The following is a 24240-nucleotide window of genomic DNA, read 5'->3' as shown; positions in this document are numbered from 1 at the left end:
TTCCTGCAGGCGTGTCGCCATCAATACTTCATTTATTATTAAGTAAAAAACTTTTTTTCTTCTACAAAATCAACGATAGCTCAGTCTACAATTTGTGGGAACTCCCAAATTGAATTTTTATAGTGTGAAATCTAAGTCTAAAATAATCTTAATAAGATGATGCCAATGGCGATACATATTAAGCCACATACTTTACGTACGGTGATTTTATTTTTAGGAGAACCGAGTAATCCGAAGTGATCGATGATGATACCCATCAACATTTGTCCTAACATCGCGACAATCGTTGTAAGCGCAGCACCTAAGAAAGGCATTAAAATAATATTTGCTGTAACGAATGCCATTCCTAAAATGCCACCGATAAAGTAAACAGGCTTTATCTGACCTAACTCTGTATGGAAATGTTTAATTTTTAAACTACGATGAAAAATCAATGTAAGAATAAATAGAGCAGTTGTCCCGACGGTAAATGAAATTAGTGATGCAAATATAGATGAGTGTGTCTGTTGAGCGAGTGCACTATTGATTGTTGTTTGAATAGGTGGTGCAGAACCAAACACAAGACCAATAGCTAACCATAATAAAAAGGTTGAATCCGATCTTTGTTGCACCTTCTGTTTAGGGATATAATTCATCAATAAGATACCAAAAAGTAAAAATATAATACCGATACCTTTGAAAAAAGTGAATGAATGTTGCGTAGCCCCAAATAATCCAAAGGTGTCGATGATCACTCCCATGAGAATCTGACCTGTGACAGTCATCACGACGGTAAGTGCAGCCCCTAATCTAGGTAATAACAATAGATTTCCTGTTAGAAAGATGACACCTAATAATCCACCCAAGAACCATGTATAGTTTAACGATTGATTTGAGAAGAATGATGGCGTAAAAATATGAGGATTGATAACCAGATTAAGGATAAATAAACAAATTGTTCCGACTGCAAACGAAATGGTTGATGCATAGAAGGTGGAACGTGTAAATTGTCCTAATCTTGAATTAATTGAGGTTTGAATAGGAAGTAACATCCCCACAAATATCCCTAAAAAGTATAAAAATAGCATTGCCATACCAACTTTCCCAAATTTAATCATATTCATGATACCATTCATTGTTGTGATTCTAAATAGCCGATGATTGATTGATGAATAGAACCTCTTCATTGATTAACACGTTTATATATGTAAATTGCATCTTTCAACACAACAAAAAACATCATCAATGATTCTATTTTTATACTCATTAATGATGTTTACTGAATTATAAATAGTGTTTAAGTTTATTTTTTATCTTCGAAAATAACTGTCGTAGTCTTATCAATCACTTGAGCTGAATAAGCTTTTACTGGCTTACCCACATTCGATTTTAGTATATCTAATTCTAGAATTTGGTTCATACTGTCTTTAACGACTTGTTCTGTTAGGACAGCATCGAATTGTGGTAATTGTAATTTTACCGGCTTGTTAAGGTTAGATTTGAAGATAAGTTCTAACGTTTTTGACATATAAATCCTCCTCTTTAAATTAATGCTTCTGTCTTTACAACTTCTACTTTGTCGTACTTTTCACCAGTTAAACGTTCAATAATTGTACTGAAAGTTCTTACTTGGTTATTAGAAGACGATGGGTTCAAGTTTGCGAAACGACGTTTATGTTCGACTGCTTTTCCTTCAGAATTATGTTTGATTTCTGTGAAGAGTGCTGTCATTTGGTTGACTTCGTTCATCTTTATGACCTCCTTTCACTTTATATATCGTTTGAGAATGAAAAAAGGGACACCTTTTCTACAAAAAAATTAAAGCAAAAATCTTTGATGTTACATAAATATCATTTATCATTGAATGAGAAACTTAATGTTGGAGGACTTATGAATCAGGTAGAGCCAATTAAACATAAAGAAGAGATTTATCAAATGTATAAAGTATTACAAGAACGGACGCAAAGGGATTATTTGTTTTTCAAATTTGCAATACATACGGGTGTTAAACTGACAGAATTATTAAATATGAAAGTTAAACATCTTAAAATGGCTGAAACAGGGAATATAAAAACTGCTTGGATTGTAGATTATGAGCCCAGTATTAAAATTATGTTGCCAACTGAATTGCAACTCGAAATAAAAAGTTACATAGAAGAACATCATTTAAAAGACGAAGATTTGGTCTTTCGGTCAATGAGAACACAACAATGTTTATCAAGACAGCAAGCTTATAGAATTATTCATCAAGCTGCAGTACGACTTGGAATGCGACATATTGGATTGACGACGTTAAGGAAGACATTTGCTTATCATGCTTATCAATCAGGCATATCCATCTCAATTATACAGAAATATTTAGGACACCAAACGACACAAGAAACAATGAAATTTATTGGAATCAAAGATAAATCAATTAAGCGTACAGTTATCGCACTCAATTTATAAAATATAGTATTAAAGTAAGGAGGCATTAAATGAGTTTGGTATACCTTATGGGCGCGCTCATAGTTATGATGGTTTTAGTGTTGCTTACACTTAGTCATCGCAAGCTTAGAAAAATAGCTGGCTATCTATCATTACTAGCGCCTATACTTTCATCTATTTATTTTATTACTCAAATACCAAATGTTGTTCATCATCATTATCCATCTGTACATATACCTTGGATGTCTTCACTAGATATCAATCTAGATATGAAATTAGACGGACTAAGTTTAATGTTTGGACTCATTATTTCACTTATAGGTGTAGGCGTATTTTTCTACGCAACTCAATATTTATCAACCCAAACAGATAATCTTCCTAGATTCTTCGTCTACCTACTATTATTCATGTTTAGTATGATTGGCATCGTGATTGCCAATAACACGATATTGATGTACGTATTTTGGGAATTAACTAGCGTTTCTTCATTTTTACTTATTTCGTACTGGTATAACAATGGTGATAGTCAATTAGGTGCAATACAGTCTTTTATCATCACAGTATTTGGTGGTTTAGCTTTATTAACCGGTTTTATCATGCTTTATATCATAACTGGTACAAATACAATCTCAGAAATCCTCGAACAACGTCATACAATTGAACATCATTCATTATTTATTCCAATGATGCTCATGTTGTTGTTAGGTGCTTTTACAAAATCGGCGCAATTTCCGTTTCATATATGGTTGCCGAAAGCGATGGCAGCACCAACACCTGTCAGTGCTTATCTTCACTCAGCCACAATGGTAAAAGCAGGAATCTTTCTATTATTTAGATTTACACCTTTATTAGGACTTAGCAATGCTTACATTTATACAGTCACTTTTGTAGGACTGATTACAATGCTTTTCGGTTCTTTAACAGCATTGCGACAATATGATTTGAAAGGTATTTTAGCCTATTCCACAATTAGTCAACTTGGCATGATCATGTCAATGGTTGGTATAGGTGGGGGCTATGCGCAACATACGTCTGATGGTTTATCTGAATTTTATGCGTTAGTACTCTTTGCCGGCTTGTTCCATTTAATGAATCATGCCATTTTTAAATGTGCATTATTTATGGGCGTTGGAATCATTGACCATGAATCAGGAACAAGGGATATCCGCTCACTGAATGGGATGCGCAAAGTCTTTCCTAAGATGCACATAGTCATGTTGCTTGCCGCTTTATCTATGGCTGGTGTACCGCTTTTAAATGGTTTCCTCAGTAAAGAAATGTTCTTTGATTCTCTCGTCAAAGCGATTGAACTTGAACAATTTGACATGACACTCACAGTAATGATTGTGGCTCTCGGTGTGATTGCGAGTATTTTTACATTCACTTATGCACTTTACATGATTAAAGAGACTTTTTGGGGAAAATTCAATTTCGAAAAGTTTTCAAAAAAACAAATTCACGAACCATGGTTATTTAGTCTACCAGCCGTTATTCTAATGGTACTTATACCTATAGTGTTCGTTATTCCAAACGTCTTTGGACACAATGTTATTTTACCGGCATTGAGATCGGTATCAGGTGTAGGAAGCAAAGTAGATTCTGTAGCGCCACACATTTCACAATGGCATGGGGTAAATCTTCCATTAATTCTAAGTGTGATTGTAATTATCGTGGGAACACTTTTAGCACTTACAGTCAATTGGAAGTCTATTACGAACAAAGTGATTAAACAGGCTTCAATTACCAATGCTTATCGTAAAGTTTATAGAGAATTTGAATCTTATTCAGGTGTTGGTATACGTAGTTTAATGAGTAATAAGCTTAATTATTATATTATCATTACACTCCTTATATTCATTGTGATTGTGGGTTATGGATATATTTCAGTGGGCTTTCCAAAAGTCCATGAACTGCACGTTTCGTCTTTCGGACCTTTAGAGGTAATTCTTTCAGTTGTGACTGTCATCATAGGGATTTCGCTTATATTTATCCGTCAGCGTTTAACTATGGTTATTCTTAACGGGATTATCGGCTTTGCTGTCACATTGTATTTTATCGCGATGAAAGCGCCAGATTTAGCGCTCACGCAACTTGTGGTAGAAACAATTACAACAATTTTATTTATTGTGAGCTTTTCAAGATTACCAAATATTCCAAGAGCTAAAGCAAATATGAAAAAGGAAACACTTAAAATAATCGTTTCACTTATCATGGCATTATCTGTAGTTTCACTCATTTTTATAGCACAACAAGCAGATGGTATGGCGTCCATTTCGAAATACTACAAAAATGCCTATCAATTAACAGGTGGAAAAAATATCGTGAATGCCATTTTAGGCGATTTCAGAGCGCTAGATACATTATTCGAAGGCTTGGTTTTAATCATCGCAGGATTAGGTATTTATACGCTACTTAACTATAAAGATAGGAGGGGACAAGATGAAAGAGAATGATGTTGTACTAAAGACAGTCACTAAGATTGTTGTCTTCATACTGTTAACATTTGGATTTTATGTCTTCTTCGCTGGACATAACAATCCAGGTGGCGGGTTTATTGGCGGACTTATATTTAGTTCAGCTTTTATTCTTATGTTCCTCGCCTTTGATGTTAAGGAGGTATTAACAAGTTTACCAATTGATTTCAAAAAATTAATGATTCTCGGGTCATTAGTTTCGCTTGCTACGGCAATTGTTCCTATGTTCTTTGGTAAACCTTTCCTATATCAAACAGAAGCGAACGTGGCATTTCCATTATTAGGTCACGTTCATATTACGACTGTCACGTTATTTGAATTAGGCGTCTTACTTACAGTGGTAGGTGTCATTGTTACAGTGATGCTATCCATAAGTGGTGGTAAGTCATGAATTTAATACTATTACTTGTGATAGGTTTCTTAGTATTTATAGGAACATACATGATCCTATCTATTAATTTAATTCGTATCGTTATTGGTATATCAATCTATACACATGCTGGTAACTTAATCATTATGAGTATGGGGAAATATGGCTCACATGTGTCGGAGCCATTAATTCAAAATCATCATACCCATTTCGTTGATCCGTTATTGCAAGCGATTGTGCTCACTGCAATTGTCATAGGGTTTGGTATGACAGCATTCTTACTCGTGTTAATTTATCGAACATATCGTGTAACGAAAGAGGACGAAATTAGTGCATTGAGAGGTGAAGAAGATGATGAGTAACTTATTAATTTTACCTATGCTTCTTCCTTTCCTATGTGCATTGATTCTTGTATTTACGAAAAATAAAAACCAAACATCGAAAATACTTTCTATTATGACAATGGTTGTTACAACGTTAATTTCTTTAGCGTTATTAATATATGTAGTGAATCATAAGCCGATTACATTAGACTTTGGTGGATGGAAAGCACCTTTTGGAATTCAATTTTTAGGTGATTCACTGAGCTTATTAATGGTGACCGTATCATCTTTTGTTGTGACACTTATCATGGCTTATGGATTTGGACGTGGAGAGAAGCGGGTAAATCGTTTCCATTTACCAACATTTATCTTATTGCTCACTGTTGGTGTGATTGGGTCATTTTTAACATCAGATTTATTTAACTTATATGTCATGTTTGAAATTATGTTACTCGCGTCATTTGTACTTGTGACGTTAGGACAATCGGTTGAACAATTACGTGCAGCAATTATTTATGTTGTGCTTAATATCATTGGTTCGTGGTTATTCTTACTTGGTATCGGCATGCTATATAAAGTAGTTGGTACGTTGAATTTCTCTCATATCGCAATGCGTTTAGATCATATGGAAAGTAATCAGACTGTGACTATCATATCTCTCATCTTCTTAGTAGCGTTCAGTTCTAAAGCTGCGCTTGTAATATTTATGTGGCTACCTAAAGCTTATGCTGTACTAAATACAGAACTCGCTGCATTATTTGCTGCATTGATGACGAAGGTGGGGGCGTACGCGTTAATCCGTTTCTTCACATTAATATTCAATCATCATTCTGGTATTACACATCCGTTACTGGTTTTCATGGCGTGTCTCACGATGATTATCGGCGCATTAGGTGTAATTGCGTATAAAGACATTAAGAAGATTGCAGCTTATCAAGTCATATTGTCGATTGGATTTATCATTTTAGGATTAGGCTCTAATACATTCGCAGGAGTCAATGGTGCAATTTTCTATTTATCTAATGACATTATTGTTAAAACGTTATTATTCTTTATTATTGGTAGCTTAGTTTATATTTCGGGTTATCGAAATTATCAATATTTAAGTGGTTTAGCGAAGAGAGAACCTTTCTTTGGTGTGGCGTTTGTAGTTATGATATTCGCCATTGGTGGTGTGCCACCGTTTAGTGGATTCCCTGGTAAGGTGCTAATCTTTCAAGGTGCCATTCAAAACGGTAATTACATTGGTCTTGCGTTAATGATTGTGACAAGCCTCATTGCAATGTACAGTCTATTTAGAGTAATGTTTGTCATGTATTTTGGTGATTCTGATGGTGAAGAGGTCAAATTTAAGAAGATTCCAGCACATCGTAAAGGCATTCTTGGTCTTCTTGTCGCAGTCGTACTAGCTATGGGAATCGCAGCACCAGTTATTTTAAAAGTGACAGATAATGCTACAAACCTCAATATGAAGGAACATGTTTTTCAAGAAAATGTAAATCCGCATTTGAAGGAGGTTGAAAAATAGATGAAACAAGTCGTGTTGAATATTGTCATCGCATTTCTATGGGTGTTATTCCAAGACGAAGATGAATTTAAATTTACAACCTTCTTCTCCGGATTTCTAATTGGTTTAATTGTGATTTATATACTACATCGATTCTTTGGTGAAGAATTTTATTTGAAAAAGATATGGGTAGCCATCAAGTTTTTAGCAGTTTATATATATCAATTATTAACATCTAGTATAAGTACGATTAATTACATCCTATTTAAAACGAAAGAGATGAATCCTGGTTTACTTACTTATGAAACCTCATTAAAAAACGATTGGGCAATTACGTTTTTAACTATTTTAATTATTATTACACCGGGATCAACAGTTATTCGTATTTCTAAAAATACTAATAAATTCTTCATTCATAGTATTGATGTTTCTGAAAAGGATAAGCAAAAACTTTTAAAAAGTATCAAACAGTATGAAGATTTAATCTTGGAGGTGACACGATGATAGAGGCGATTACACAGTTCTTTATAATAAGTGCATTAATTATATTTGGCATCGCTTTGATCGTCTGTCTCTTCAGATTAATCAAAGGGCCTACAACGGCAGATAGAGTTGTTTCATTTGATGCGACAAGTGCGGTTGTCATGTCGATTGTAGGAGTGATGAGCGTAGTGCTCAATTCGGTTTCATTCTTAGATTCCATCATGTTAATTGCGATTATTTCTTTCGTCAGTTCCGTATCTATTTCTAGATTTATTGGGGGAGGTCGTGTCTTTAATGCAAATAACAAAAGAAATCGTTAGTTTAATTTCGGCCATTCTCATTTTTCTAGGAAGCGTCATTGCGTTGATTAGTGCAATTGGTATCGTTAAATTCCAAGATGTCTTCTTACGTAGTCATGCTTCAACAAAGAGTTCGACGTTATCCGTACTCTTAACTATTATTGGCGTTTTGATATACTTTATTGTTAACACTGGGTTCTTTAGTGTTCGGTTACTCTTATCTTTAGTATTTATCAATCTTACTTCCCCAGTAGGTATGCATTTAGTTGCACGCGCTGCATATCGTAATGGTGCCTATATGTACCGAAAGGATGAAGGCCCAAGACAATCGTCTATTTTGTTAAGTCAAAATGAGTTTAATTCACCCGAAGAATTGAAATCTCGTGCCAAGTTACGTGAACAGCGGAGAGAAAAACTTTATTACAAAGAACGAGAAAAAGAGAAAAAATTTGAAAATCATGATTAATTATTACCGTTAACATACTAGAGTTGGTATCTAGGTGTTGACGGTTTTTCTTTTTATTGAGACTAAAGTACGAATTATAAAAGAAAGAGTGCGATTTATTTAAGCATTGATACGATTAGTGATAAAATTGTAGACAAGAATAATTGTAAATTTAAGTAGTAAAATGTTGATTCAATGAGATTACACATAAACATTTTCTCGTTTGAAGAAGCGAGTTCAAGTGCATAGTCGTTTAAAATGTTCATGTTTGATTTCACTGATAGTGGAATATGCATCATTAAAATTGATAAAATATTCTAAATAATTAATCTATATTTGTTTATCTAACCAATAAGAGTAAGCAATTTCTCTACATTCTTCTTATTTACTTCCTCGTTTGTAAATCATTTAGTTGATGCACCACTCTAATTTTCAACATCGAGAGAGACATTTATATTTGATATTTATTACTTAATTTTCAATTAAAAATTAATAGAGAGGTGAAAGTTTGGAGATATTTGAAACTTTACTCATTTTTACTACAGTAGTTATTGTAAGCTCCTTTGTCCATACTTTCATACCTAAAGTACCTCTTGCATTTATCCAAATCGTTCTTGGGATGTTGTTATACCTCACTCCAATTCCAGTACAATTTAACTTTGACTCTGAGTTGTTTATGGTAACGCTTATCGCGCCGTTATTATTCGTTGAAGGGGTTAATGTTTCAAGAGTACATTTAAGAAAGTATATTAAACCTGTAATGATGATGGCCCTAGGTCTCGTTATTACAACCGTCATTGGGGTAGGTCTATTTGTACATTGGATCTGGCCGGATTTACCAATTGGCGCTGCATTCGCGATTGCAGCAATATTATGTCCTACTGATGCGGTTGCAGTTCAAGCTATTACAAATGGGAAGGTATTACCAAAAGGGTCGTTAACGATTCTCGAAGGTGAATCACTACTTAATGATGCTGCCGGTATCATTTCTTTTAAAATTGCTGTTGGCGTGTTAATTACAGGTACGTTTTCAATCTTCGATGCAGTTCAACAATTTCTTATCGCATCTATTGGTGGTGCAATTGTAGGTCTACTTATAGGTATGGCACTTGTTCGATTCCGTCTCACATTAATGCGACGCGGTATTGAAAACATTAATATGTTTACCTTTATCCAATTATTAACACCATTTGTAACGTATATCATTGCTGAACTTTTCCATGCATCTGGTATTATTGCGGCGGTCGTTGCAGGTCTTGTACATGGCTTTGAACGTGATCGTATCGCTCAAACGCGTACGCAGTTACAGATGAGTTATAACCATACTTGGAATATTTTAGGTTACGTTTTAAATGGTTTTGTCTTTTCAATACTAGGATTCTTAGTTCCTGAAGTCATTGTGAAGATTATTAAAACTGAACCACACAATTTATTATTCTTAATCGTGATTACAGTACTTGTGGCCTTAGCAGTATACTTGTTTAGATTTGTATGGGTCTATGTCCTTTATCCTTATTTTTATTTATCAGTCAGTCCATTCCAGAAAATGATTTCTAAAGACGATGATGATAAAAAGACAGAGAAAAAACCTAAGAGAAGCTTATATGCACTGATTATGACGCTCTGCGGGGTACACGGGACAATTTCATTAGCTATCGCGTTAACATTACCTTATTACTTAGCCGATCATCATTCATTCCAATTTAGAAATGATTTATTATTCATTGCATCCGGCATGGTTATTATTAGTTTAGTGATTGCTCAAGTTTTACTCCCTCTTGTAACGCCAGATAAACCTAAAGTGAAAGTAGGAAATATGACGTTCAAAGAAGCCAGAGTATATATTTTAGAGCATGTCATAGATTACTTAAATCAAAAATCAACGTTTGAAACAAGTTATCGTTATGGCAATGTGATTAAAGAATATCACGATAAACTCACGTTTCTTAAAACGGTTGAAAAAGAAGACGAAAACTCTAAAGAGTTAGAACGACTTCAAAAAATTGCCTTTAATGTTGAGACTAAGACATTGGAAAAACTTGTTGATGATGGAGACATTACTGATAGTGTGCTTGAAAACTATATGCGCTATGCTGAACGTACGCAAGTGTATAAGCAAGCCTCACTCTTCCGAAGAATTACGGTGGCATTAAGAGGAATGTTATTAAAACGTCGTGTTAAAACGAAAATTAATTCAGCATCATCATTAAGCGTAACGGATAACTTGCTCGAATTAGGTAAGATTAATAAATTAGTTCACTATAATGTAGTAAGTCGACTTTCAAAAGAAGCGACAACAGATAACAAGTTAGAAGTAGGTATGATTTGTGATGGTTATCTCATGCGTATTGACAACTTAACGCCGAATAATTTCTTTAATTCTCCAAGTGAAGATACCATTACGCGAATTAAGTTAAATGCTTTAAGAGAGCAACGTCGTGTTTTACGAGAGTTAATTGAAGATGAAGAAATTACAGAAGGTACAGCGTTGAAATTAAGAGAATCCATCAACTATGACGAAATGGTTATTGTTGATAGTAAGACATAATCTTATTTAAAAAACGATAGCTTAATCTGTAAATATTGATGGGATAGAGAAATGAATAACTATGATATGAGCAATAAGATGGTTTCAACTAGAATCCATTTTATTGCTTTTTTACATTCAATTCTACGTTGCTTATTGTATGTTTTGGCTTTTTCAAAAATTCTACTTCGTATTTTTTCAATTTATTTGGTATTTAAATTTTATGATTCATGTATAAATGCAAAATAAAAAAGTTGCACTAATCTCAACATAATTAGTGCAACTGGGTACTCCATGGGGGAGGATTAAAAATACCATGGAGATAGCTTAGTGATAGATGAAGCTATCACATCAAGTGATTATTTGTGGCTTCAGTAACTACTCAGAGTTGAATAGAACTGTTATGTACTACTTGAGGGATGTTATAGATGTTAAGTAACAGTAGTACATGTTGTTAGTAACATTACTATTGTTTATCGCTCAGAAACAAAGTAATGCTTGAGTTGTTTTCGCAGTGATTATAACTCCGTATTTTTTAGTGAGAGAGTGGGGCTCTATTATGTTTGTGCGAAATATACTCCTAACTAACACCACCATATCGTGTGTAAAAAGATGTAGTTTATATTATAGGAGGGTAATATAAATGAAAAACACACGATATGGGACTGCTAGTTATATTCTTACAACATATGTATGTTTGATACATTAGAATCACTCAGGATGAACATAATCATGGAATGGTTGTAAGTAGTCACATCACATTTTATTGTGCGTCCAGTATTAAATGTATGAACGGAAGTGATAGTGACATAGACTAAATATGTTCATCCGAGAATTCTAAATATTTCTATATACCTCTACTACTTCATGCTGCCATGAATTGTATCGATATTGGATTTCATCATTTTGTAGTATGAATCTCCTTTTGTTCCTTCTTTACCAATAGAATCTGTAAATACTTCTCCGTAAATATCTTTATTTGTTTCTTCAGATAGACTTTGCATCGCTTTTTTATCAACACTTGTTTCGACTAATAGATGTTTTAAGTGATTATCTTTAACAAAGCGAATCGCTTGTTTCATTTGTCCCGGAGTTCCTTGTTTCTCAGTATTAATCTCCCAGATGTAACCTGGTTTGACGTTAAATTGTTTAGCAAAGTATTTAAATGCACCTTCACTTGTCATCATGGCACGTTGATCTTTAGGAATATCATCGAATTTGTTTTTACTATTTTTATTTAGCTTTTCAAGTTCAGCCAAATAGGCTTTACCATGCTTTTTAAATGTTGATTGATGTTGTTTATCATAATGAATTAAAGTTTGTTGAATTGTTTTAACATATTTAATACCGTTATCTAAACTCAACCATGCATGTGGATCTTGTTTGCTCTTGTTGCCATTTTCACCATTTAAATAAATAGGATCGACGTCTTTAGATGTTGCAATCACACTCTTATCTTTCGTAGACTTTCCTGCTTGTTTAAGTGCCTTTTCAAACCAACCGTTACCAGTTTCAAGATTTAATCCATTATAGAAAATGACATCAGCATCAGTGAGCGCCTTGATATCTTTAGGTTTTACCTCATATTCATGTGGGTCTTGTCCGACCGGAACAATGCTATGAACGTCCACTTTATCGCCACCAACATGCTTAACCATGTCGTAAAGAATTGAGTTTGTTGTTACAACTTGTAACTTACCACCATGAGAGCTATGCTCATTGTGCTGATTCCCACATGCTGCAAGAATCATGATAAATGCTAATGCTAAAGCAAAGATTTTCTTCAAGTTAAAGCGCCTCTTTTCTGTCTGTTTATAATTCTAGTGCTAGCTAATGTAATTACGTAAATTGTGAATGTACAAAGGACGATTGTTGCGCCACTTGGTACGTTATAAATATAACTAAAGTACAATCCGATAATTGAACTTACTACACTAATGATGCTTGCAATAATCATCATGCTGTACAACTGCTTACTGATTAGAAATGCTGTTGAAGCAGGTGTGATGAGTAAAGCTACAACAAGGATAATTCCTACGGTCTGAATACTTGCGACTGTTACAAGTGCAAGTAAGAGCATGACGAAGTAATGAATTAATGTAGTGTTTAGTCCACTCATTCGGCTAAATGTTTCATCAAAGGTAGAAATCATTAAAGGTCTGTAGAATATAATAATGAGTGTAATCACACTTATACCGATAATGATTGTTGTCCAAAATGATTGATTCGTAATGGCAAGTAAATTACCGAATAAAATGTGATATAGGTCAGTTGTACTGTTAATTAAGCTAATAATAATGACTCCTGTAGCTAGGAAAGCAGTAAAACTAATTCCTATTGCAGCATCTGGTTTTGTCTTACTCTTAGAAGTGATAAAACCGATAAATAAACTTGCAATCATTCCTGTCACTAATGCTCCGATAAACATTGGAATATTGAAGAGGAATGATAATGCCACGCCAGGTAGTACGGCATGACTCATAGCGTCTCCCATTAAAGATAGTCCTCTAAGAACGATAATGCTTCCCACTGTACCGCACACAATTCCTACTAGAATAGAAGTGATTAATGCACGATTTAAAAATTGATAACTTAACAAATGATTAAAGAAGTCTAACATTTAACACACGCACTCCCTTGTGTAGATTCAAGTGGTGATAAATGATTATCAAAATTCATGAATGTTGCATTTAAACGTTCAGAAGATAATGCTTCTTTAGGTTCGCCTAAGTATCTTATAGTCTGATTGAGCAATAAAATACGATCGAAATATTGTTCAGCTTTTGATAGATCATGATGCACAATCAAAATTAATTTCCCTAAATGTTTAAGATGTCTAATCTTATTCATGATGAGTTGTTCACTGTAAATATCGATGCCAACAAAGGGTTCATCAAAACAGTAGATATCACTATCACTCATTAATGCTCTTGCGACAAGTACACGTTGTAATTGTCCACCACTTAATTGAGAAATTTGCCTATGACGTAACTCGTCTAATTCTAAATCTTTGAGCAATTGATTGAGTTTAGTCTTTTCGGTGATTTCTGGTCTTTTAAACCATCCGATGACTTGATAGCAACCTGAAAGCACAACTTGTTCAACTTTGATAGGAAAATCTAAATCTAATTGTGCTTTTTGAGGAATGTATGTGATATATCTTAGTTGAGTATGTATAGGGCGGTCATATAGCAACTTTGTCCCTGTGGCTTTAAATTCCCCAATAAAAGCTTTCAATAACGACGATTTCCCAGCGCCATTAGGACCAACGATGCCAACAATTTCACCACTTATAGGTAAAGAGAAAGAGACATTTTTAAGTACATGCTTTTTCCCTAGAAATAGATTTAATTGGTCTATTTTTAACAAAAATTATAACCTCCTAATTAAAAGTTTAGGTTAACCTAATTTATTTTATAATAAACGTTGAAGTTTTAACATGTCAAGTGAATTCATGATACAATAAGGTGAATGCGTGTGAGGTGAAATGATGTTAACTGAAGAAAAAGAGGATTACTTGAAAGCAATTTTAACGAATGACGGCGATGTATCCTTTGTGTCAAATAAACAATTATCTCAATTTCTCAATATTAAACCACCATCTGTCAGTGAAATGATAGGACGCTTAGAAAAGGAAGGCTATGTAGAAACAAAACACTATAAAGGTGCACGTTTAACAGAAGCGGGTCTTAACCAAACGCTCGATATCATTAAACGTCATCGTTTATTGGAGTTATTTTTAATAGAAATCTTACAATACAACTGGGAAGAGGTTCATCAAGAGGCGGAAATCCTCGAACACCGCATTTCCGATTTGTTTGTAGAGCGTTTAGATAAAACATTAAATTATCCTGAAACGTGTCCTCATGGTGGTGTGATTCCAAGAGATCATCAATATAAAGAGTTATATACGACATCTATATTAGAATTTGAACCTGGGGATCATGTTGTAGTGAGACGTGTACGTGATAAAACAGAGTTACTTGTATACCTTTCCAGTAAAGACATTTATATAGGCAATGAAGTCGAAATCGTTTCAAAGGATGACACAAACAAAGTGATTATCATTAAACGAAACGATATAGTGACGATATTAAGTTATGAGAATGCGATGAATATCTTTGCTGACAAACAATAAAAGCTTAAGAGAGCTTGGGACATAATTCCCCAAAAAATAGCAGTAAGAGGATGTCAATTGGAATCCTCTTACTGCTACTTTTATATTCAATACTTCGTATTGTATGGCTTCGCGTTCCTAGGGTGCCGTCTCAGCCTTCTTTAACATATTGGCAGTAGATGTCTGAATTAAAAGTGCGCTTATATCAAGCTTCTTTCAATCCTAGCCATCCTTGCCGGGGTGGGACAACGAAAATAATTTTTGATAAATTATATTTCTGTCCCACTCCCTTAAGCTTTTTTATAAAATCGTATATTTGATAAGTAGATAAACTGTATAGAGATTGAAGGCAATCCATAACACACTATAAATGACTGTAGGGACTCTAGTAATCTCAGTTAAAGCACTGCCATCCCAACTCGGCTTAGGGCGTTGGAAGGTTAGGTTAAATATCGTCCATGAGGATTGAAGAATTTCCCCTAAAAGGACACCTAAAATGAAATGATAACTTAGTGACACAATATCATACATTATCATTTGATTATCATGTTGGAATAAAAAGTAAAGTAGTATTCCAATAAGCAATATGACTATGATAGGTGATAATTTACGAGATGTTAAAATTAAAAAGTAAATAAAAATAAATAGATATGATACTAGGAAAATACTTGGGTGTTGATAATGTGCGGCTACTAAGCCAATTAAAAACATAATCGGTGGCATTAAATAGCCGCCAATGGTAGTAATGAATTGTCCAAGGTAACTTCTCGATTGTGTAATGGCGTAGCCTTGTTGCAAGGTTGATTGTCGTTCTTTAGGACTTGTAACAATAACAAGATCTTTAGCGCGTCCACCTGCAAGTCTATTAAATAAAACATGTCCGAACTCATGTGTTAAAACTGGAATATAATTAAGGTAAACATCTAAAAATTGATTGATACTTTTATGTCGATGTTGGTGAATGACGATGTATACAATGCTTATCAATATGATTAAATAAATATTTAAATGAATGACTGTTGTGAAAAAGTTTTCTAGGTATGTCATGAATGTGAACCTCGTGTAATAGATTTTATTATAATCACTTAAAATTTATTATAAATGAAAATGTAGTTTATGGCTTTTGGACTTTAGATGTAAATTAGGACGTAAACATTTCTAGTTTAATTTTCGATGTGGTAAAATAGACCGTACATTTTTAAAGAGAAAGTAATTAAAATTCTAATGGTAAATAATATAAATAGAATAATACACGAAGTGAAGTGGGGCTTTAGGGATGAATAACGAGCAATTCAATAACAGTAAAGTAAATATACTAGGTGTTCAATTTAACAACACGACGATGTTGGAAATGACTAAAAATATTAAATCATTTTTTGAAAAAAAAGAAAATCAAAACTTATTTATAGTGACAGCTAACCCTGAAATTGTGGATTATGCAACAGAGCACCCTTCATATATGGATTTAATCAATGAAGCAGATTATGTTGTAGCTGATGGCACGGGGGTTGTTAAAGCCTCTAAACGTTTGAATCAACCATTAAGACGACGTGTTCCAGGAATTGAATTACTTGAAGAATGCTTAAAAATTGCTAATGCTAAGCACCAACGTGTTTATTTGCTTGGTTCCAAAAATGAAATTATTGAAGCGGCTGAACGTAAGTTAAATTTAAAATATCCTAATGTTACCTTTGCACATCATCACGGTTACATCAATTTAGAGGATGAAACGGTCGTCAAACGTATAACAAGTTTCAATCCAGATTATATTTTTGTAGGGATGGGCTTCCCTAAACAAGAACAATGGATCCATAAACATCACGATAAATTTAAACAAACAGTAATGATGGGTGTTGGAGGTTCTTTTGAAGTGCTAAGTGGTGCCAAAAAGCGTGCGCCTAAGTTATTCCAAAAGCTAAATATTGAATGGGTATTTAGATTACTCATTGATTGGAAGAGAATTGGAAGAATGGTAAGTATTCCAAAATTTATGCTAAAAGTAGCAAAACAAAAAAGAAAAATGAAATCGAAATAATTAAAAATAGAGAGAGGTGGTTCAGGGAGGCCACCTCTCTCTTTCTATTTGAAAAGGGATAACATTATTTTAAGGTTTTGACTACTCAATTACTTCACAGGGAAGGGGTAGAAAGTAATTGAGTGTGTAATTAGATTTATAAATAATGTCAAGGTTGTTGAAAGCTTGTTCAATGTCTTAGTGTGAGCGAACAGGGGAACTTACACGGCTAATAACAATTTTGATTTTTGGGAAAGGTATAACGTTAACGCATTAGCCTTCTAGACATTGACTTAAGCGAAAAGAGTACATCGTAACTATTAAGTCTGATATGGCGCTTTTAATAGCCATGCCTCTTTTTAATATTTCATTTGTAGTTAGGGTTGTAATTATTGAAATAGTTGAGTTTTTATTTTGAACAAAAATGAATCAGAATAACATTTATTTTTCCGTTATAGTGCAATTATTTAGCAGTATAGCTTGAGCTTGAAATTTTTCCGCTAGAAACAATAACATCTTTGTCTTGGAATGCTTCATTATTAAAGAAACGATTTAAGATATCTTTAACACCGTCTTCAATACGTTTTTGAGATTCTAAAGTCATACCTGAATAGTGAATAGTCATACCGTTTCTAGGCATAGTTCTCCAAGGGTGATCTGCTGGAGCTGGTTGTGGGTACCATACGTCACCGGCATAACCTTGAATTTGACCACTATTAACAGCATCAACTAATGCTTGAGTGTTCACGATTTTACCACGTGCAGTATTAACTAAATAGCTACCTTTTTTCATTTTGCTTAACACATCTTCATCGAATAAGTTATCTGTAGAAGGTGTTAATGGTGCGTGAATAGTGATTGCATCACTTGTTTTTACAAGTTCTTCGAATTCAACAAATTTAGAGTTTTCGTTATCTTTTTGATTGATTGGGTCATAGTGTTGAATAGTTACATTGAATGGTTTTAAGCGTTCAGCAACTAATTGACCAATACGACCGAAACCAAAGATACCGATTGTTTTATTTTGTAGTTCGCGAGCTTGGTTACCAACTTTAGATAAATCCCATTCGCCTTCAACTGATTGACGGTGTCCTTCCATAAAGTTACGTAATACAATAAGCAAGTCCATTACGGCATGTTCAGCAACACTTACTGTATTACTACCAGTTACTTCAACAACACCTACATCGTGTTTACTTGCTGCATCTAAATCAACATGGTCAGAACCTACACCAGCTGTGATAGCTAATTTTAAGTTTGGTGCTTTTTCGATTCTTTCTTTAGTCATATATGCAGGGTAGAATGGAGCACTGATGACAATGTCCATGTCACTTAAGTGTTTATCTAAATCTTCTTCACCATTTTTTAAGATAACTAATTCATGGTCTGAATCTTTTAAGAATTCTCTAAGACCGATTGCTTTGTCAGTGTTTAATAATTGGTTATCTAAACCTTCATCTGTTTCTGGGAATAATGCTACAATTTTCATAATCTATACACTCCTAAATTTAGAATTTTTTACTAAAACTTTAGTAATTCTATGATGAGAGCACTTATAACGTTTATAAAAAAATACTCAGCCTATTTGTTTTAACCACCTCCTCAAATATATGTATGACTCACATAATTATTCGAACAAAGTGGGTTAGCAAACAGCACTGAGTACCTTACACCAATCCCATAATATTTAATTTATTCTTCAATTGATCTATCAAAAACGAAAATCGACACTACTTCGTCGTCTTCTAAATTAACATCTGTAAAAAGTTTTACGAATTTTGCTCCGACAAGTTCCTCCATCTCTACAGGAGGATTTTGTTTATATAATTCTTTAATTTCTTCAGTACGTCCGTATTTAAGCATACTCTCAAAATCTTTATTTCGCAAATAAAAATTTTCAACTTTACTTAAACTTCCAGACATATGACAAACTGCCCAATTATCTTTGAAAAAGACTTTAACTTGTTCTGGGCCTTTACCAATATAAGATTTACGATAAGAGCGTACTAAATTCGCAAATTGTTGGGTTTTCTTATTAGATACTATCTCTGTCACCCTCTTTAATTTACGCTTTATTTGTGACAACTTTGTGTAACTCTTATTTTCATCATAATACGAGTTTCGTATTTTGAAAAGGGATAAGCTCAAATTAATTGAAAATAATTATTTGACCACGAAACGTGTTTCGTCTAATTCATTTCTAAAGGCTTTTTGTTCAGCTTTTGATTTCTTCTTAAATGATTTTAAAAATTCTTCATATTTAGGTAAGACGTCCTCAAGTTCGCCAAAATCTTTAAGTTTGCCGCCTTCAATCCAAGCAATCTTAGTACAGAATTCTCTAACTTGGCGAATATTATGGCTAACAAAAAATATAGTTTTTTTAGCCTCTTTAAATTCATAGATTTTATCTAAGCATTTTTGAGTGAAAGTTTGATCCCCAACAGATAATGCTTCGTCAATAACTAAAATATCAGGATTAACAGTAACATTAATTGAAAAACCTAACTTCGCACGCATACCACTTGAATATTTTTTAACAGGTTGATAAATAAATTCGCCTAATTCACTAAAATCAATAATCTTTGGCATTAATTCTTTGATTTCTTTACGTTTGAATCCCATGCATAACATTTTAAATTCAATATTTTCAACGCCTGTCAATTGTCCATTAAGACCTGCATTAATGGCAATCACACTAACGTCGCCATGCCTTTCGATCTCTCCTGAAGTAGGGGACAATGATCCACCAATCATATTACTTAATGTAGATTTGCCTGAACCATTGATACCCACTAATCCAATGACATCACCTTCATGGGCAGTGAGTGAAACGTTATCTAAAGCGAAGAAAGTTTTATTTTTATTTTTAGGTATTAAGGCATCTTTGATACGATCTTTATTATTTCTATATATACGGTATTCTTTTGTTACATTTTCAATATTTACCGAAACACTCATTTTGGTACCTTCCTTATATACATTTGTATAGATTATAATATACAACACATCAGTTGTTAAATTTATTAACCTGGTGTAAAGTGTATAGGTGATTTTGTTAAAACTAAGTAAAATTTAAATCATCATATACTTATTTTAAGAAATATGTGAAACGAACGAATGTATTAAAAATTTTGTCATTCCTTTAAGCATCTTATTATACACATAAAATTTAAAGATGATGATCGTTACAGTTTTTAACGTAAATGATTGTATAATATAATAAGCTTGTAATAAACAATAAGCTATCATTTCTAATAAAGTTAAATTGAAAAAGTAAGTTTAAAAGACTCATTATTAAAGTTTTACAATAGATCGTGTTCTATTGCATTGAGAAAGCGTGGTTGGGTTTAATGTCAGCAGTTGGAACTGTTTTAAAAGAACATATTAAAAACTTCTATTTAATTCAAAGACTGGCACAATTTCAAATTAAAATCTCAAATCATAGTAACTATTTAGGTATGGCATGGGAAATTTTAAATCCTGCCTTACAAATTATGGTTTACTGGATTGTTTTCGGTCTAGGAATTAGAAGTAACGCACCTATTCATGGTATTCCATTTGTATTTTGGTTGCTCGTAGGAATTAGTATGTGGTTCTTTATTAACCAAGGGGTACTTGAAGGTACCAAATCTATTTCACAAAAATTTAATCAAGTTGCTAAAATGAATTTCCCTTTATCAATTATTCCAACATATATTGTTACAAGTAGATTCTATGGTCATTTAGGACTGTTAGTCATTATAATCATAGCATGTATGTTTAAAGGGATTTTTCCTACCATTCATATTATACAATTATTGATTTATGTGCCTTTTGCATATTTATTAACATCATCTGTAGCACTTTTAACGTCTACATTAGGGATACTTGTTAGAGATACGCAAATGATCATGCAAGCATTAATGAGAATATTGTTCTATATGTCTCCAATTCTTTGGGTACCAAAGAATCATGGTGTAAGTGGCATTATTCACAAAATTATGATGTTTAATCCAGTGTACTTTATCGCTGAGTCATATCGTGCAGCAATTTTATTCCATCAATGGTATTTTATCGACCATTGGAAGTTGATGTTATATAACATTTGCATCATCATCATATTCTTTATTATTGGTTCAATACTTCATAAACGTTATAGAGATCATTTTGCTGATTTCTTGTAATACTATATATCAATTGCCTTGGTCCATTTAGGATCGAGGCATTTTTTGAACATGAAACCATCTAAGACTTATTTACGAGCGTGAAAGTGGCGGCTATCATTTTCTAAGTGAGAGAGAATCGTATATAATTTAGAAATACGATTGAGTAATTAAAGACGGTGAAAACATGAGAATTCTAATTAAAAAAGTATATATGATAATGATTACGTTATTAAATATGATATATAAGCCACTAAAGTTAAAGCGTGACCATATTGTTGTGATGATGACCTTCAAGCAGGATGTACTTCCGATTATCAAAGCGCTTCATCAACAGGGTTATCACTTAACAATTATTGGTAAAATACAAGATCAATCTCTTATTGAAGGCTTGGAAAATACAACATTCATTCCAGCAGGAAACAAAAATATAGTGAGTCACATGAAAGCGTTAAGTACAGCTAAAGTGATTGTTATCGACACTTATTACTTAATGATGGGTGGATATAATAAGAAAAAAGGACAAACAGTTATTCAAACATGGCATGCCGCGGGAGCGCTCAAAGATTTTGGACTTACTGATCATCAAGTTGATTTGGATAATAAAGCGATGGTTGAGCAATATAAACGTGTTTATGATGCAACAGATTATTACTTGGTAGGCGGAGATGAAATGGCCCGTTGTTTTGAAGTATCGTTTGAAGCTCAACCTGAACAAATGTTAAAGTTTGGACTTCCTAGATTAGTGAAATATTTGAATATGAATATTGAAAAAGAACAACAAAGATTAAAAGAGAAGTATCATATTAAGAACAAATTAGCTGTTTACGTTCCGACATATAGAGAATCGAAGGTGGCAAATCGAACAATAAATAAAGAAATATTTGAGCAACAATTACCAGAATATACACTAATGAGTCACTTGCATCCTTCCATTAGCGAAAGAGATACTTCTCAAGATATAGATGTTGCTTCATTAATGGTGATGGCAGATGTCATTATAAGTGATTACAGTTCATTGCCTATTGAAGCTAGTCTATTAAATAAACCTACATTATTTTATAACTATGATGAGGAAGACTATGAAAAAGTAAGAGGTTTAAATCCTTTCTATTATGAAATTCCGAAAAAATATAAATTTGCTGATGAAACAAGTTTAATTCAGGCATTAGGGAAAGCGAAGAAAGAATTTCAACCTCTATTTCACTCTTGGCATCAATATAATACGAAAGCAAGTTTAAGCCAGTTAGTTAATTTTATAAATAAGTTGGTGAAACGATGAAATTAGCAATAATTATTCCGGCGTATAATGCTGAAGATACGATAAAACGTGCGATACTCTCAGTTGATACACAATCAGATTATGAGATTATATGTGTTAACGATGGTTCGACTGACAATACGAAACGCGTTCTTACAGAACTTCAAAAAGTACATCCAAATATTAAGGTCATTAATCAAGATAACCAAGGTGCAGCCCGTAGTAGAAATGTTGGTTTAGATGCAATGTCTGATGACGTTGAAGGATTCCTGTTCTTAGATGCAGATGATGAATTTCTACCAAGTAGAATTGATTTATTGGTAGAAGCCTTTCAGAAAAATGAAGAAACGGACGTAGTGATAGGACAAATTGCTAGAGGTGTAAATGGGGAATGGAAAGTGATTCCTACTCATGAAGATATAGTGGAAGATGCGTTAGTTACACTTGATCGTAAGCCTGAAATTATGCAATCCATTGGCCCTGGAGCGAAGTTGTTCAGTGCTAAGTACGCAGGATTACGTTTTGATGAAGATGTCGTATTTTGTGAGGAACATACATTTATTGTGAGGGCATTTTCTAAAGCACGAGATATTCAACTCATACCTAACATCGTTTATGGATATAATGAGAGAGAAGGGTCAGTCACTGCTCAACGCGTTGATACGTTTTTACCTTATATGAAAGATGCCTTGAAGGTCCGCCAACGTGTGATGGATTTATTATTATTGACTGATGAAAAGACATATTATAGTTATCGAATGGATAATTTAATTGTCAGCTATCTCATTCAAGCGCACTTAATGAAGAATAGCCAAATGACCCAATCATTGATGGATAGCGTGATATCATATATTCATTCCATGCAACATACACATTATTCCGGAAATGCCATGTTTAGAATTGTTAGAGCGGTTGAACAAAGCGCGACAAATTGGACAAAGGATTTGTATCAACAGTGGAGGAAGGCTTTAAGTGAAGTAGGCATCGGACGTCCGGGTTACTTACGCTTTAAAGTGTCAGTGCTACCGAAACGTGTTTCATTTTCAGGGAAGCAATCACTCAAGCGTGTGTTGAGAAAGTAGTCAATAAACATTAAATTTCGGTTTAGAGCACATTTATAGTGTGAAAAACCAAGTAATCAACTATTATTGAATTAATGGTAAGGGTTAAATATTTATGCTACATTAAGATTGTAAATTTTTATTAAATTTTAAGTTAAGGAGAATACGTATCATGAAACGAGTAATTACTTATGGTACATATGATTTGTTACATTATGGTCATATCGAATTATTGAGAAGAGCACGTGAAATGGGCGATTACCTTATCGTTGCACTCTCTACAGATGAATTCAACCAAATCAAAAATAAAAAGTCTTATTATGATTATGAACAACGTAAAATGATGCTAGAGTCAATTCGTTATGTTGATTTAGTGATTCCTGAAGAAGGTTGGGGTCAAAAAGAAAAAGATGTTGATCGCTTTGATGTTGATGTCTTTGTTATGGGCCACGATTGGGAAGGCGAATTTGATTTCTTAAAGGATAAATGTGAAGTGATTTATCTTAATCGTACAGAAGGAATCTCAACAACTAAGATTAAACAAGAATTATATGGTAAAGACGCGAAATAATTTAGAATATCAAACAGATGTACTATCCAAAGATGGTATGTCTGTTTTTTATTATTTAAAAGTATAAAAGAATAGGGAAACACTTTCGTCAGTTCAATCAAAAGGTGTTATAATAACAATTACGAAGAACATAGTTATAATGAACGTAGAACAAGAGGTCGGGACAAAAGAGTTTGGGATTTGATCAGGACCGAACAGTGAGCAAAATTATTTCTCAAATTTTGTCGAATTGTGAGTGTT

The 24240-nt window shown here is 33.5% G+C and carries 25 protein-coding genes; 15 read left to right on the top strand and 10 right to left on the bottom strand.

The features are described from left to right. Positions 1-137 precede the first annotated feature (137 nt). From HMPREF2580_RS10125 to HMPREF2580_RS10115, 3 genes are all read right to left on the bottom strand, one after another. Entirely contained in the window at positions 138-1067 is a 930-nt protein-coding gene (locus HMPREF2580_RS10125) for a DMT family transporter (protein WP_070832647.1), read from the bottom strand. A gap of 215 nt (positions 1068-1282) precedes the next feature. After that, positions 1283-1507 (bottom strand): DUF2922 domain-containing protein, encoded by a 225-nt coding sequence (locus HMPREF2580_RS10120; RefSeq protein WP_002441269.1) that lies wholly within the window; start codon positions 1505-1507, stop codon positions 1283-1285. A gap of 14 nt (positions 1508-1521) precedes the next feature. Beyond that, positions 1522-1728, bottom strand: a complete 207-nt coding sequence (locus tag HMPREF2580_RS10115) for a sigS mRNA-stabilizing protein SroA (RefSeq protein ID WP_070832578.1) — start codon at positions 1726-1728, stop codon at positions 1522-1524. A 141-nt stretch (positions 1729-1869) separates the two neighbouring features. Between HMPREF2580_RS10115 and HMPREF2580_RS10110 the strand changes: the two genes are divergently transcribed. The 9 genes from HMPREF2580_RS10110 (at position 1870) to HMPREF2580_RS10070 (ending at position 10855) form a co-directional block, all read left to right on the top strand. After that, complete coding sequence (locus tag HMPREF2580_RS10110; RefSeq protein ID WP_070832575.1) at positions 1870-2427, top strand: tyrosine-type recombinase/integrase; 558 nt, start codon at positions 1870-1872, stop codon at positions 2425-2427. Between the two features lie 29 nt (positions 2428-2456). After that, positions 2457-4859, top strand: a complete 2403-nt coding sequence (gene mnhA2 / locus HMPREF2580_RS10105) for a Na+/H+ antiporter Mnh2 subunit A (RefSeq protein WP_070832572.1) — start codon at positions 2457-2459, stop codon at positions 4857-4859. Continuing rightward, complete coding sequence (mnhB2, locus tag HMPREF2580_RS10100) at positions 4846-5271, top strand: Na+/H+ antiporter Mnh2 subunit B (protein ID WP_002441276.1); 426 nt, start codon at positions 4846-4848, stop codon at positions 5269-5271. The genes mnhA2 and mnhB2 overlap by 14 nt, the downstream gene beginning before the upstream one ends. After that, the gene (mnhC2, locus tag HMPREF2580_RS10095) at positions 5268-5612 is read left to right on the top strand and encodes a Na+/H+ antiporter Mnh2 subunit C (protein WP_002441278.1); all 345 of its coding nucleotides are present in this window, start codon (positions 5268-5270) and stop codon (positions 5610-5612) included. The genes mnhB2 and mnhC2 overlap by 4 nt, the downstream gene beginning before the upstream one ends. Continuing rightward, a complete protein-coding gene (gene mnhD2, locus HMPREF2580_RS10090; protein ID WP_141756880.1) occupies positions 5602-7101 on the top strand; it encodes a Na+/H+ antiporter Mnh2 subunit D in 1500 nt (499 codons plus the stop codon). The genes mnhC2 and mnhD2 overlap by 11 nt, the downstream gene beginning before the upstream one ends. Then, entirely contained in the window at positions 7102-7584 is a 483-nt protein-coding gene (gene mnhE2 / locus HMPREF2580_RS10085; protein WP_044466942.1) for a Na+/H+ antiporter Mnh2 subunit E, read from the top strand. Continuing rightward, on the top strand, positions 7581-7883 hold the full coding sequence (gene mnhF2, locus HMPREF2580_RS10080; RefSeq protein WP_002441286.1) for a Na+/H+ antiporter Mnh2 subunit F: 303 nt from the start codon (positions 7581-7583) through the stop codon (positions 7881-7883). Before mnhE2 ends, mnhF2 begins: the two co-directional genes overlap by 4 nt. After that, a complete protein-coding gene (mnhG2, locus tag HMPREF2580_RS10075; RefSeq protein ID WP_070832567.1) occupies positions 7858-8328 on the top strand; it encodes a Na+/H+ antiporter Mnh2 subunit G in 471 nt (156 codons plus the stop codon). Before mnhF2 ends, mnhG2 begins: the two co-directional genes overlap by 26 nt. Before the next feature lie 487 nt (positions 8329-8815). After that, positions 8816-10855 carry a cation:proton antiporter gene (locus HMPREF2580_RS10070; protein ID WP_070832565.1) on the top strand — a complete coding sequence of 680 codons (2040 nt, stop codon included), beginning with the start codon at positions 8816-8818 and terminating at the stop codon, positions 10853-10855. 839 nt (positions 10856-11694) lie between these two features. Here HMPREF2580_RS10070 and mntC read toward each other — a convergent pair. Genes mntC through HMPREF2580_RS10055 form a run of 3 tightly spaced genes read right to left on the bottom strand, consistent with a single transcriptional unit; the run spans position 11695 to position 14203 of the window. Then, entirely contained in the window at positions 11695-12621 is a 927-nt protein-coding gene (gene mntC, locus HMPREF2580_RS10065) for a manganese ABC transporter substrate-binding lipoprotein MntC (RefSeq protein ID WP_002441293.1), read from the bottom strand. Beyond that, positions 12618-13454 carry a metal ABC transporter permease gene (locus tag HMPREF2580_RS10060; protein ID WP_002441296.1) on the bottom strand — a complete coding sequence of 279 codons (837 nt, stop codon included), beginning with the start codon at positions 13452-13454 and terminating at the stop codon, positions 12618-12620. The genes mntC and HMPREF2580_RS10060 overlap by 4 nt, the downstream gene beginning before the upstream one ends. Then, entirely contained in the window at positions 13448-14203 is a 756-nt protein-coding gene (locus HMPREF2580_RS10055) for a metal ABC transporter ATP-binding protein (protein WP_070832562.1), read from the bottom strand. Before HMPREF2580_RS10055 ends, HMPREF2580_RS10060 begins: the two co-directional genes overlap by 7 nt. Positions 14204-14324: 121 nt before the next feature. Here HMPREF2580_RS10055 and HMPREF2580_RS10050 point away from each other — a divergent pair, with 121 nt between their 5' ends. Further along, positions 14325-14972 carry a metal-dependent transcriptional regulator gene (locus tag HMPREF2580_RS10050; protein WP_070832559.1) on the top strand — a complete coding sequence of 216 codons (648 nt, stop codon included), beginning with the start codon at positions 14325-14327 and terminating at the stop codon, positions 14970-14972. A 279-nt stretch (positions 14973-15251) separates the two neighbouring features. On the opposite strand, the gene HMPREF2580_RS10045 is transcribed toward HMPREF2580_RS10050, so the two are convergent. Beyond that, complete coding sequence (locus tag HMPREF2580_RS10045) at positions 15252-15998, bottom strand: M50 family metallopeptidase (protein ID WP_070832556.1); 747 nt, start codon at positions 15996-15998, stop codon at positions 15252-15254. A gap of 229 nt (positions 15999-16227) precedes the next feature. Between HMPREF2580_RS10045 and tarA the strand changes: the two genes are divergently transcribed. Further along, positions 16228-16986 carry an N-acetylglucosaminyldiphosphoundecaprenol N-acetyl-beta-D-mannosaminyltransferase TarA gene (gene tarA, locus HMPREF2580_RS10040; RefSeq protein ID WP_070832553.1) on the top strand — a complete coding sequence of 253 codons (759 nt, stop codon included), beginning with the start codon at positions 16228-16230 and terminating at the stop codon, positions 16984-16986. A 442-nt stretch (positions 16987-17428) separates the two neighbouring features. Here the strand turns inward: tarA and HMPREF2580_RS10035 are convergent, their stop codons facing one another. From HMPREF2580_RS10035 to tagH, 3 genes are all read right to left on the bottom strand, one after another. Further along, positions 17429-18454 (bottom strand): NAD-dependent formate dehydrogenase, encoded by a 1026-nt coding sequence (locus tag HMPREF2580_RS10035; RefSeq protein ID WP_002441306.1) that lies wholly within the window; start codon positions 18452-18454, stop codon positions 17429-17431. 203 nt (positions 18455-18657) lie between these two features. Next, the gene (locus tag HMPREF2580_RS10030) at positions 18658-19020 is read right to left on the bottom strand and encodes a Na-translocating system protein MpsC family protein (protein ID WP_037541156.1); all 363 of its coding nucleotides are present in this window, start codon (positions 19018-19020) and stop codon (positions 18658-18660) included. Between the two features lie 108 nt (positions 19021-19128). Beyond that, positions 19129-19923, bottom strand: coding sequence for a teichoic acids export ABC transporter ATP-binding subunit TagH (tagH, locus tag HMPREF2580_RS10025; protein WP_037541157.1), 795 nt, complete (start codon positions 19921-19923; stop codon positions 19129-19131). A 392-nt stretch (positions 19924-20315) separates the two neighbouring features. On the opposite strand from tagH, the gene tagG reads away from it, so the two are divergent. The 4 genes from tagG to tagD all read left to right on the top strand — a co-directional run bounded on the left by tagG (position 20316) and on the right by tagD (position 24000). Beyond that, positions 20316-21128 (top strand): teichoic acids export ABC transporter permease subunit TagG, encoded by an 813-nt coding sequence (gene tagG, locus HMPREF2580_RS10020; RefSeq protein ID WP_070832550.1) that lies wholly within the window; start codon positions 20316-20318, stop codon positions 21126-21128. Positions 21129-21294: 166 nt separating this feature from the next. Then, complete coding sequence (gene tarB, locus HMPREF2580_RS10015) at positions 21295-22389, top strand: teichoic acid glycerol-phosphate primase TarB (protein ID WP_070832547.1); 1095 nt, start codon at positions 21295-21297, stop codon at positions 22387-22389. Further along, the gene (locus tag HMPREF2580_RS10010; RefSeq protein WP_070832539.1) at positions 22386-23450 is read left to right on the top strand and encodes a glycosyltransferase family 2 protein; all 1065 of its coding nucleotides are present in this window, start codon (positions 22386-22388) and stop codon (positions 23448-23450) included. The genes tarB and HMPREF2580_RS10010 overlap by 4 nt, the downstream gene beginning before the upstream one ends. Before the next feature lie 151 nt (positions 23451-23601). After that, the gene (gene tagD / locus HMPREF2580_RS10005; RefSeq protein WP_002441318.1) at positions 23602-24000 is read left to right on the top strand and encodes a glycerol-3-phosphate cytidylyltransferase; all 399 of its coding nucleotides are present in this window, start codon (positions 23602-23604) and stop codon (positions 23998-24000) included. Positions 24001-24240: the final 240 nt, after the last annotated feature.

This window comes from Staphylococcus sp. HMSC036D05, assembly GCF_001836225.1.
Taxonomy (GTDB): Bacteria; Bacillota; Bacilli; order Staphylococcales; family Staphylococcaceae; genus Staphylococcus; species Staphylococcus caprae.
Note: the sequence above shows the minus strand (reverse complement) of the source record. Positions and strands in the feature narration are given on the sequence as shown.

Excerpts from the sequence above, each read along its gene's own strand:
- mnhD2 (WP_141756880.1), top strand. The coding sequence starts at position 5,602 with ATGATGAGTAACTTATTAATTTTACCTATGCTTCTTCCTTTCCTATGT.
- tagH (WP_037541157.1), bottom strand. The coding sequence starts at position 19,923 with ATGAGTGTTTCGGTAAATATTGAAAATGTAACAAAAGAATACCGTATA.
- HMPREF2580_RS10050 (WP_070832559.1), top strand. The coding sequence starts at position 14,325 with ATGTTAACTGAAGAAAAAGAGGATTACTTGAAAGCAATTTTAACGAAT.
- HMPREF2580_RS10125 (WP_070832647.1), bottom strand. The coding sequence starts at position 1,067 with ATGCTATTTTTATACTTTTTAGGGATATTTGTGGGGATGTTACTTCCT.
- HMPREF2580_RS10045 (WP_070832556.1), bottom strand. The coding sequence starts at position 15,998 with ATGACATACCTAGAAAACTTTTTCACAACAGTCATTCATTTAAATATT.
- HMPREF2580_RS10110 (WP_070832575.1), top strand. The coding sequence starts at position 1,870 with ATGAATCAGGTAGAGCCAATTAAACATAAAGAAGAGATTTATCAAATG.
- tarA (WP_070832553.1), top strand. The coding sequence starts at position 16,228 with ATGAATAACGAGCAATTCAATAACAGTAAAGTAAATATACTAGGTGTT.
- mnhG2 (WP_070832567.1), top strand. The coding sequence starts at position 7,858 with ATGCAAATAACAAAAGAAATCGTTAGTTTAATTTCGGCCATTCTCATT.
- mnhB2 (WP_002441276.1), top strand. The coding sequence starts at position 4,846 with ATGAAAGAGAATGATGTTGTACTAAAGACAGTCACTAAGATTGTTGTC.
- HMPREF2580_RS10010 (WP_070832539.1), top strand. The coding sequence starts at position 22,386 with ATGAAATTAGCAATAATTATTCCGGCGTATAATGCTGAAGATACGATA.
- HMPREF2580_RS10120 (WP_002441269.1), bottom strand. The coding sequence starts at position 1,507 with ATGTCAAAAACGTTAGAACTTATCTTCAAATCTAACCTTAACAAGCCG.
- HMPREF2580_RS10115 (WP_070832578.1), bottom strand. The coding sequence starts at position 1,728 with ATGAACGAAGTCAACCAAATGACAGCACTCTTCACAGAAATCAAACAT.
- mnhA2 (WP_070832572.1), top strand. The coding sequence starts at position 2,457 with ATGAGTTTGGTATACCTTATGGGCGCGCTCATAGTTATGATGGTTTTA.
- HMPREF2580_RS10035 (WP_002441306.1), bottom strand. The coding sequence starts at position 18,454 with ATGAAAATTGTAGCATTATTCCCAGAAACAGATGAAGGTTTAGATAAC.
- tagG (WP_070832550.1), top strand. The coding sequence starts at position 20,316 with ATGTCAGCAGTTGGAACTGTTTTAAAAGAACATATTAAAAACTTCTAT.
- tagD (WP_002441318.1), top strand. The coding sequence starts at position 23,602 with ATGAAACGAGTAATTACTTATGGTACATATGATTTGTTACATTATGGT.
- mnhE2 (WP_044466942.1), top strand. The coding sequence starts at position 7,102 with ATGAAACAAGTCGTGTTGAATATTGTCATCGCATTTCTATGGGTGTTA.
- mnhC2 (WP_002441278.1), top strand. The coding sequence starts at position 5,268 with ATGAATTTAATACTATTACTTGTGATAGGTTTCTTAGTATTTATAGGA.
- tarB (WP_070832547.1), top strand. The coding sequence starts at position 21,295 with ATGAGAATTCTAATTAAAAAAGTATATATGATAATGATTACGTTATTA.
- HMPREF2580_RS10060 (WP_002441296.1), bottom strand. The coding sequence starts at position 13,454 with ATGTTAGACTTCTTTAATCATTTGTTAAGTTATCAATTTTTAAATCGT.
- mnhF2 (WP_002441286.1), top strand. The coding sequence starts at position 7,581 with ATGATAGAGGCGATTACACAGTTCTTTATAATAAGTGCATTAATTATA.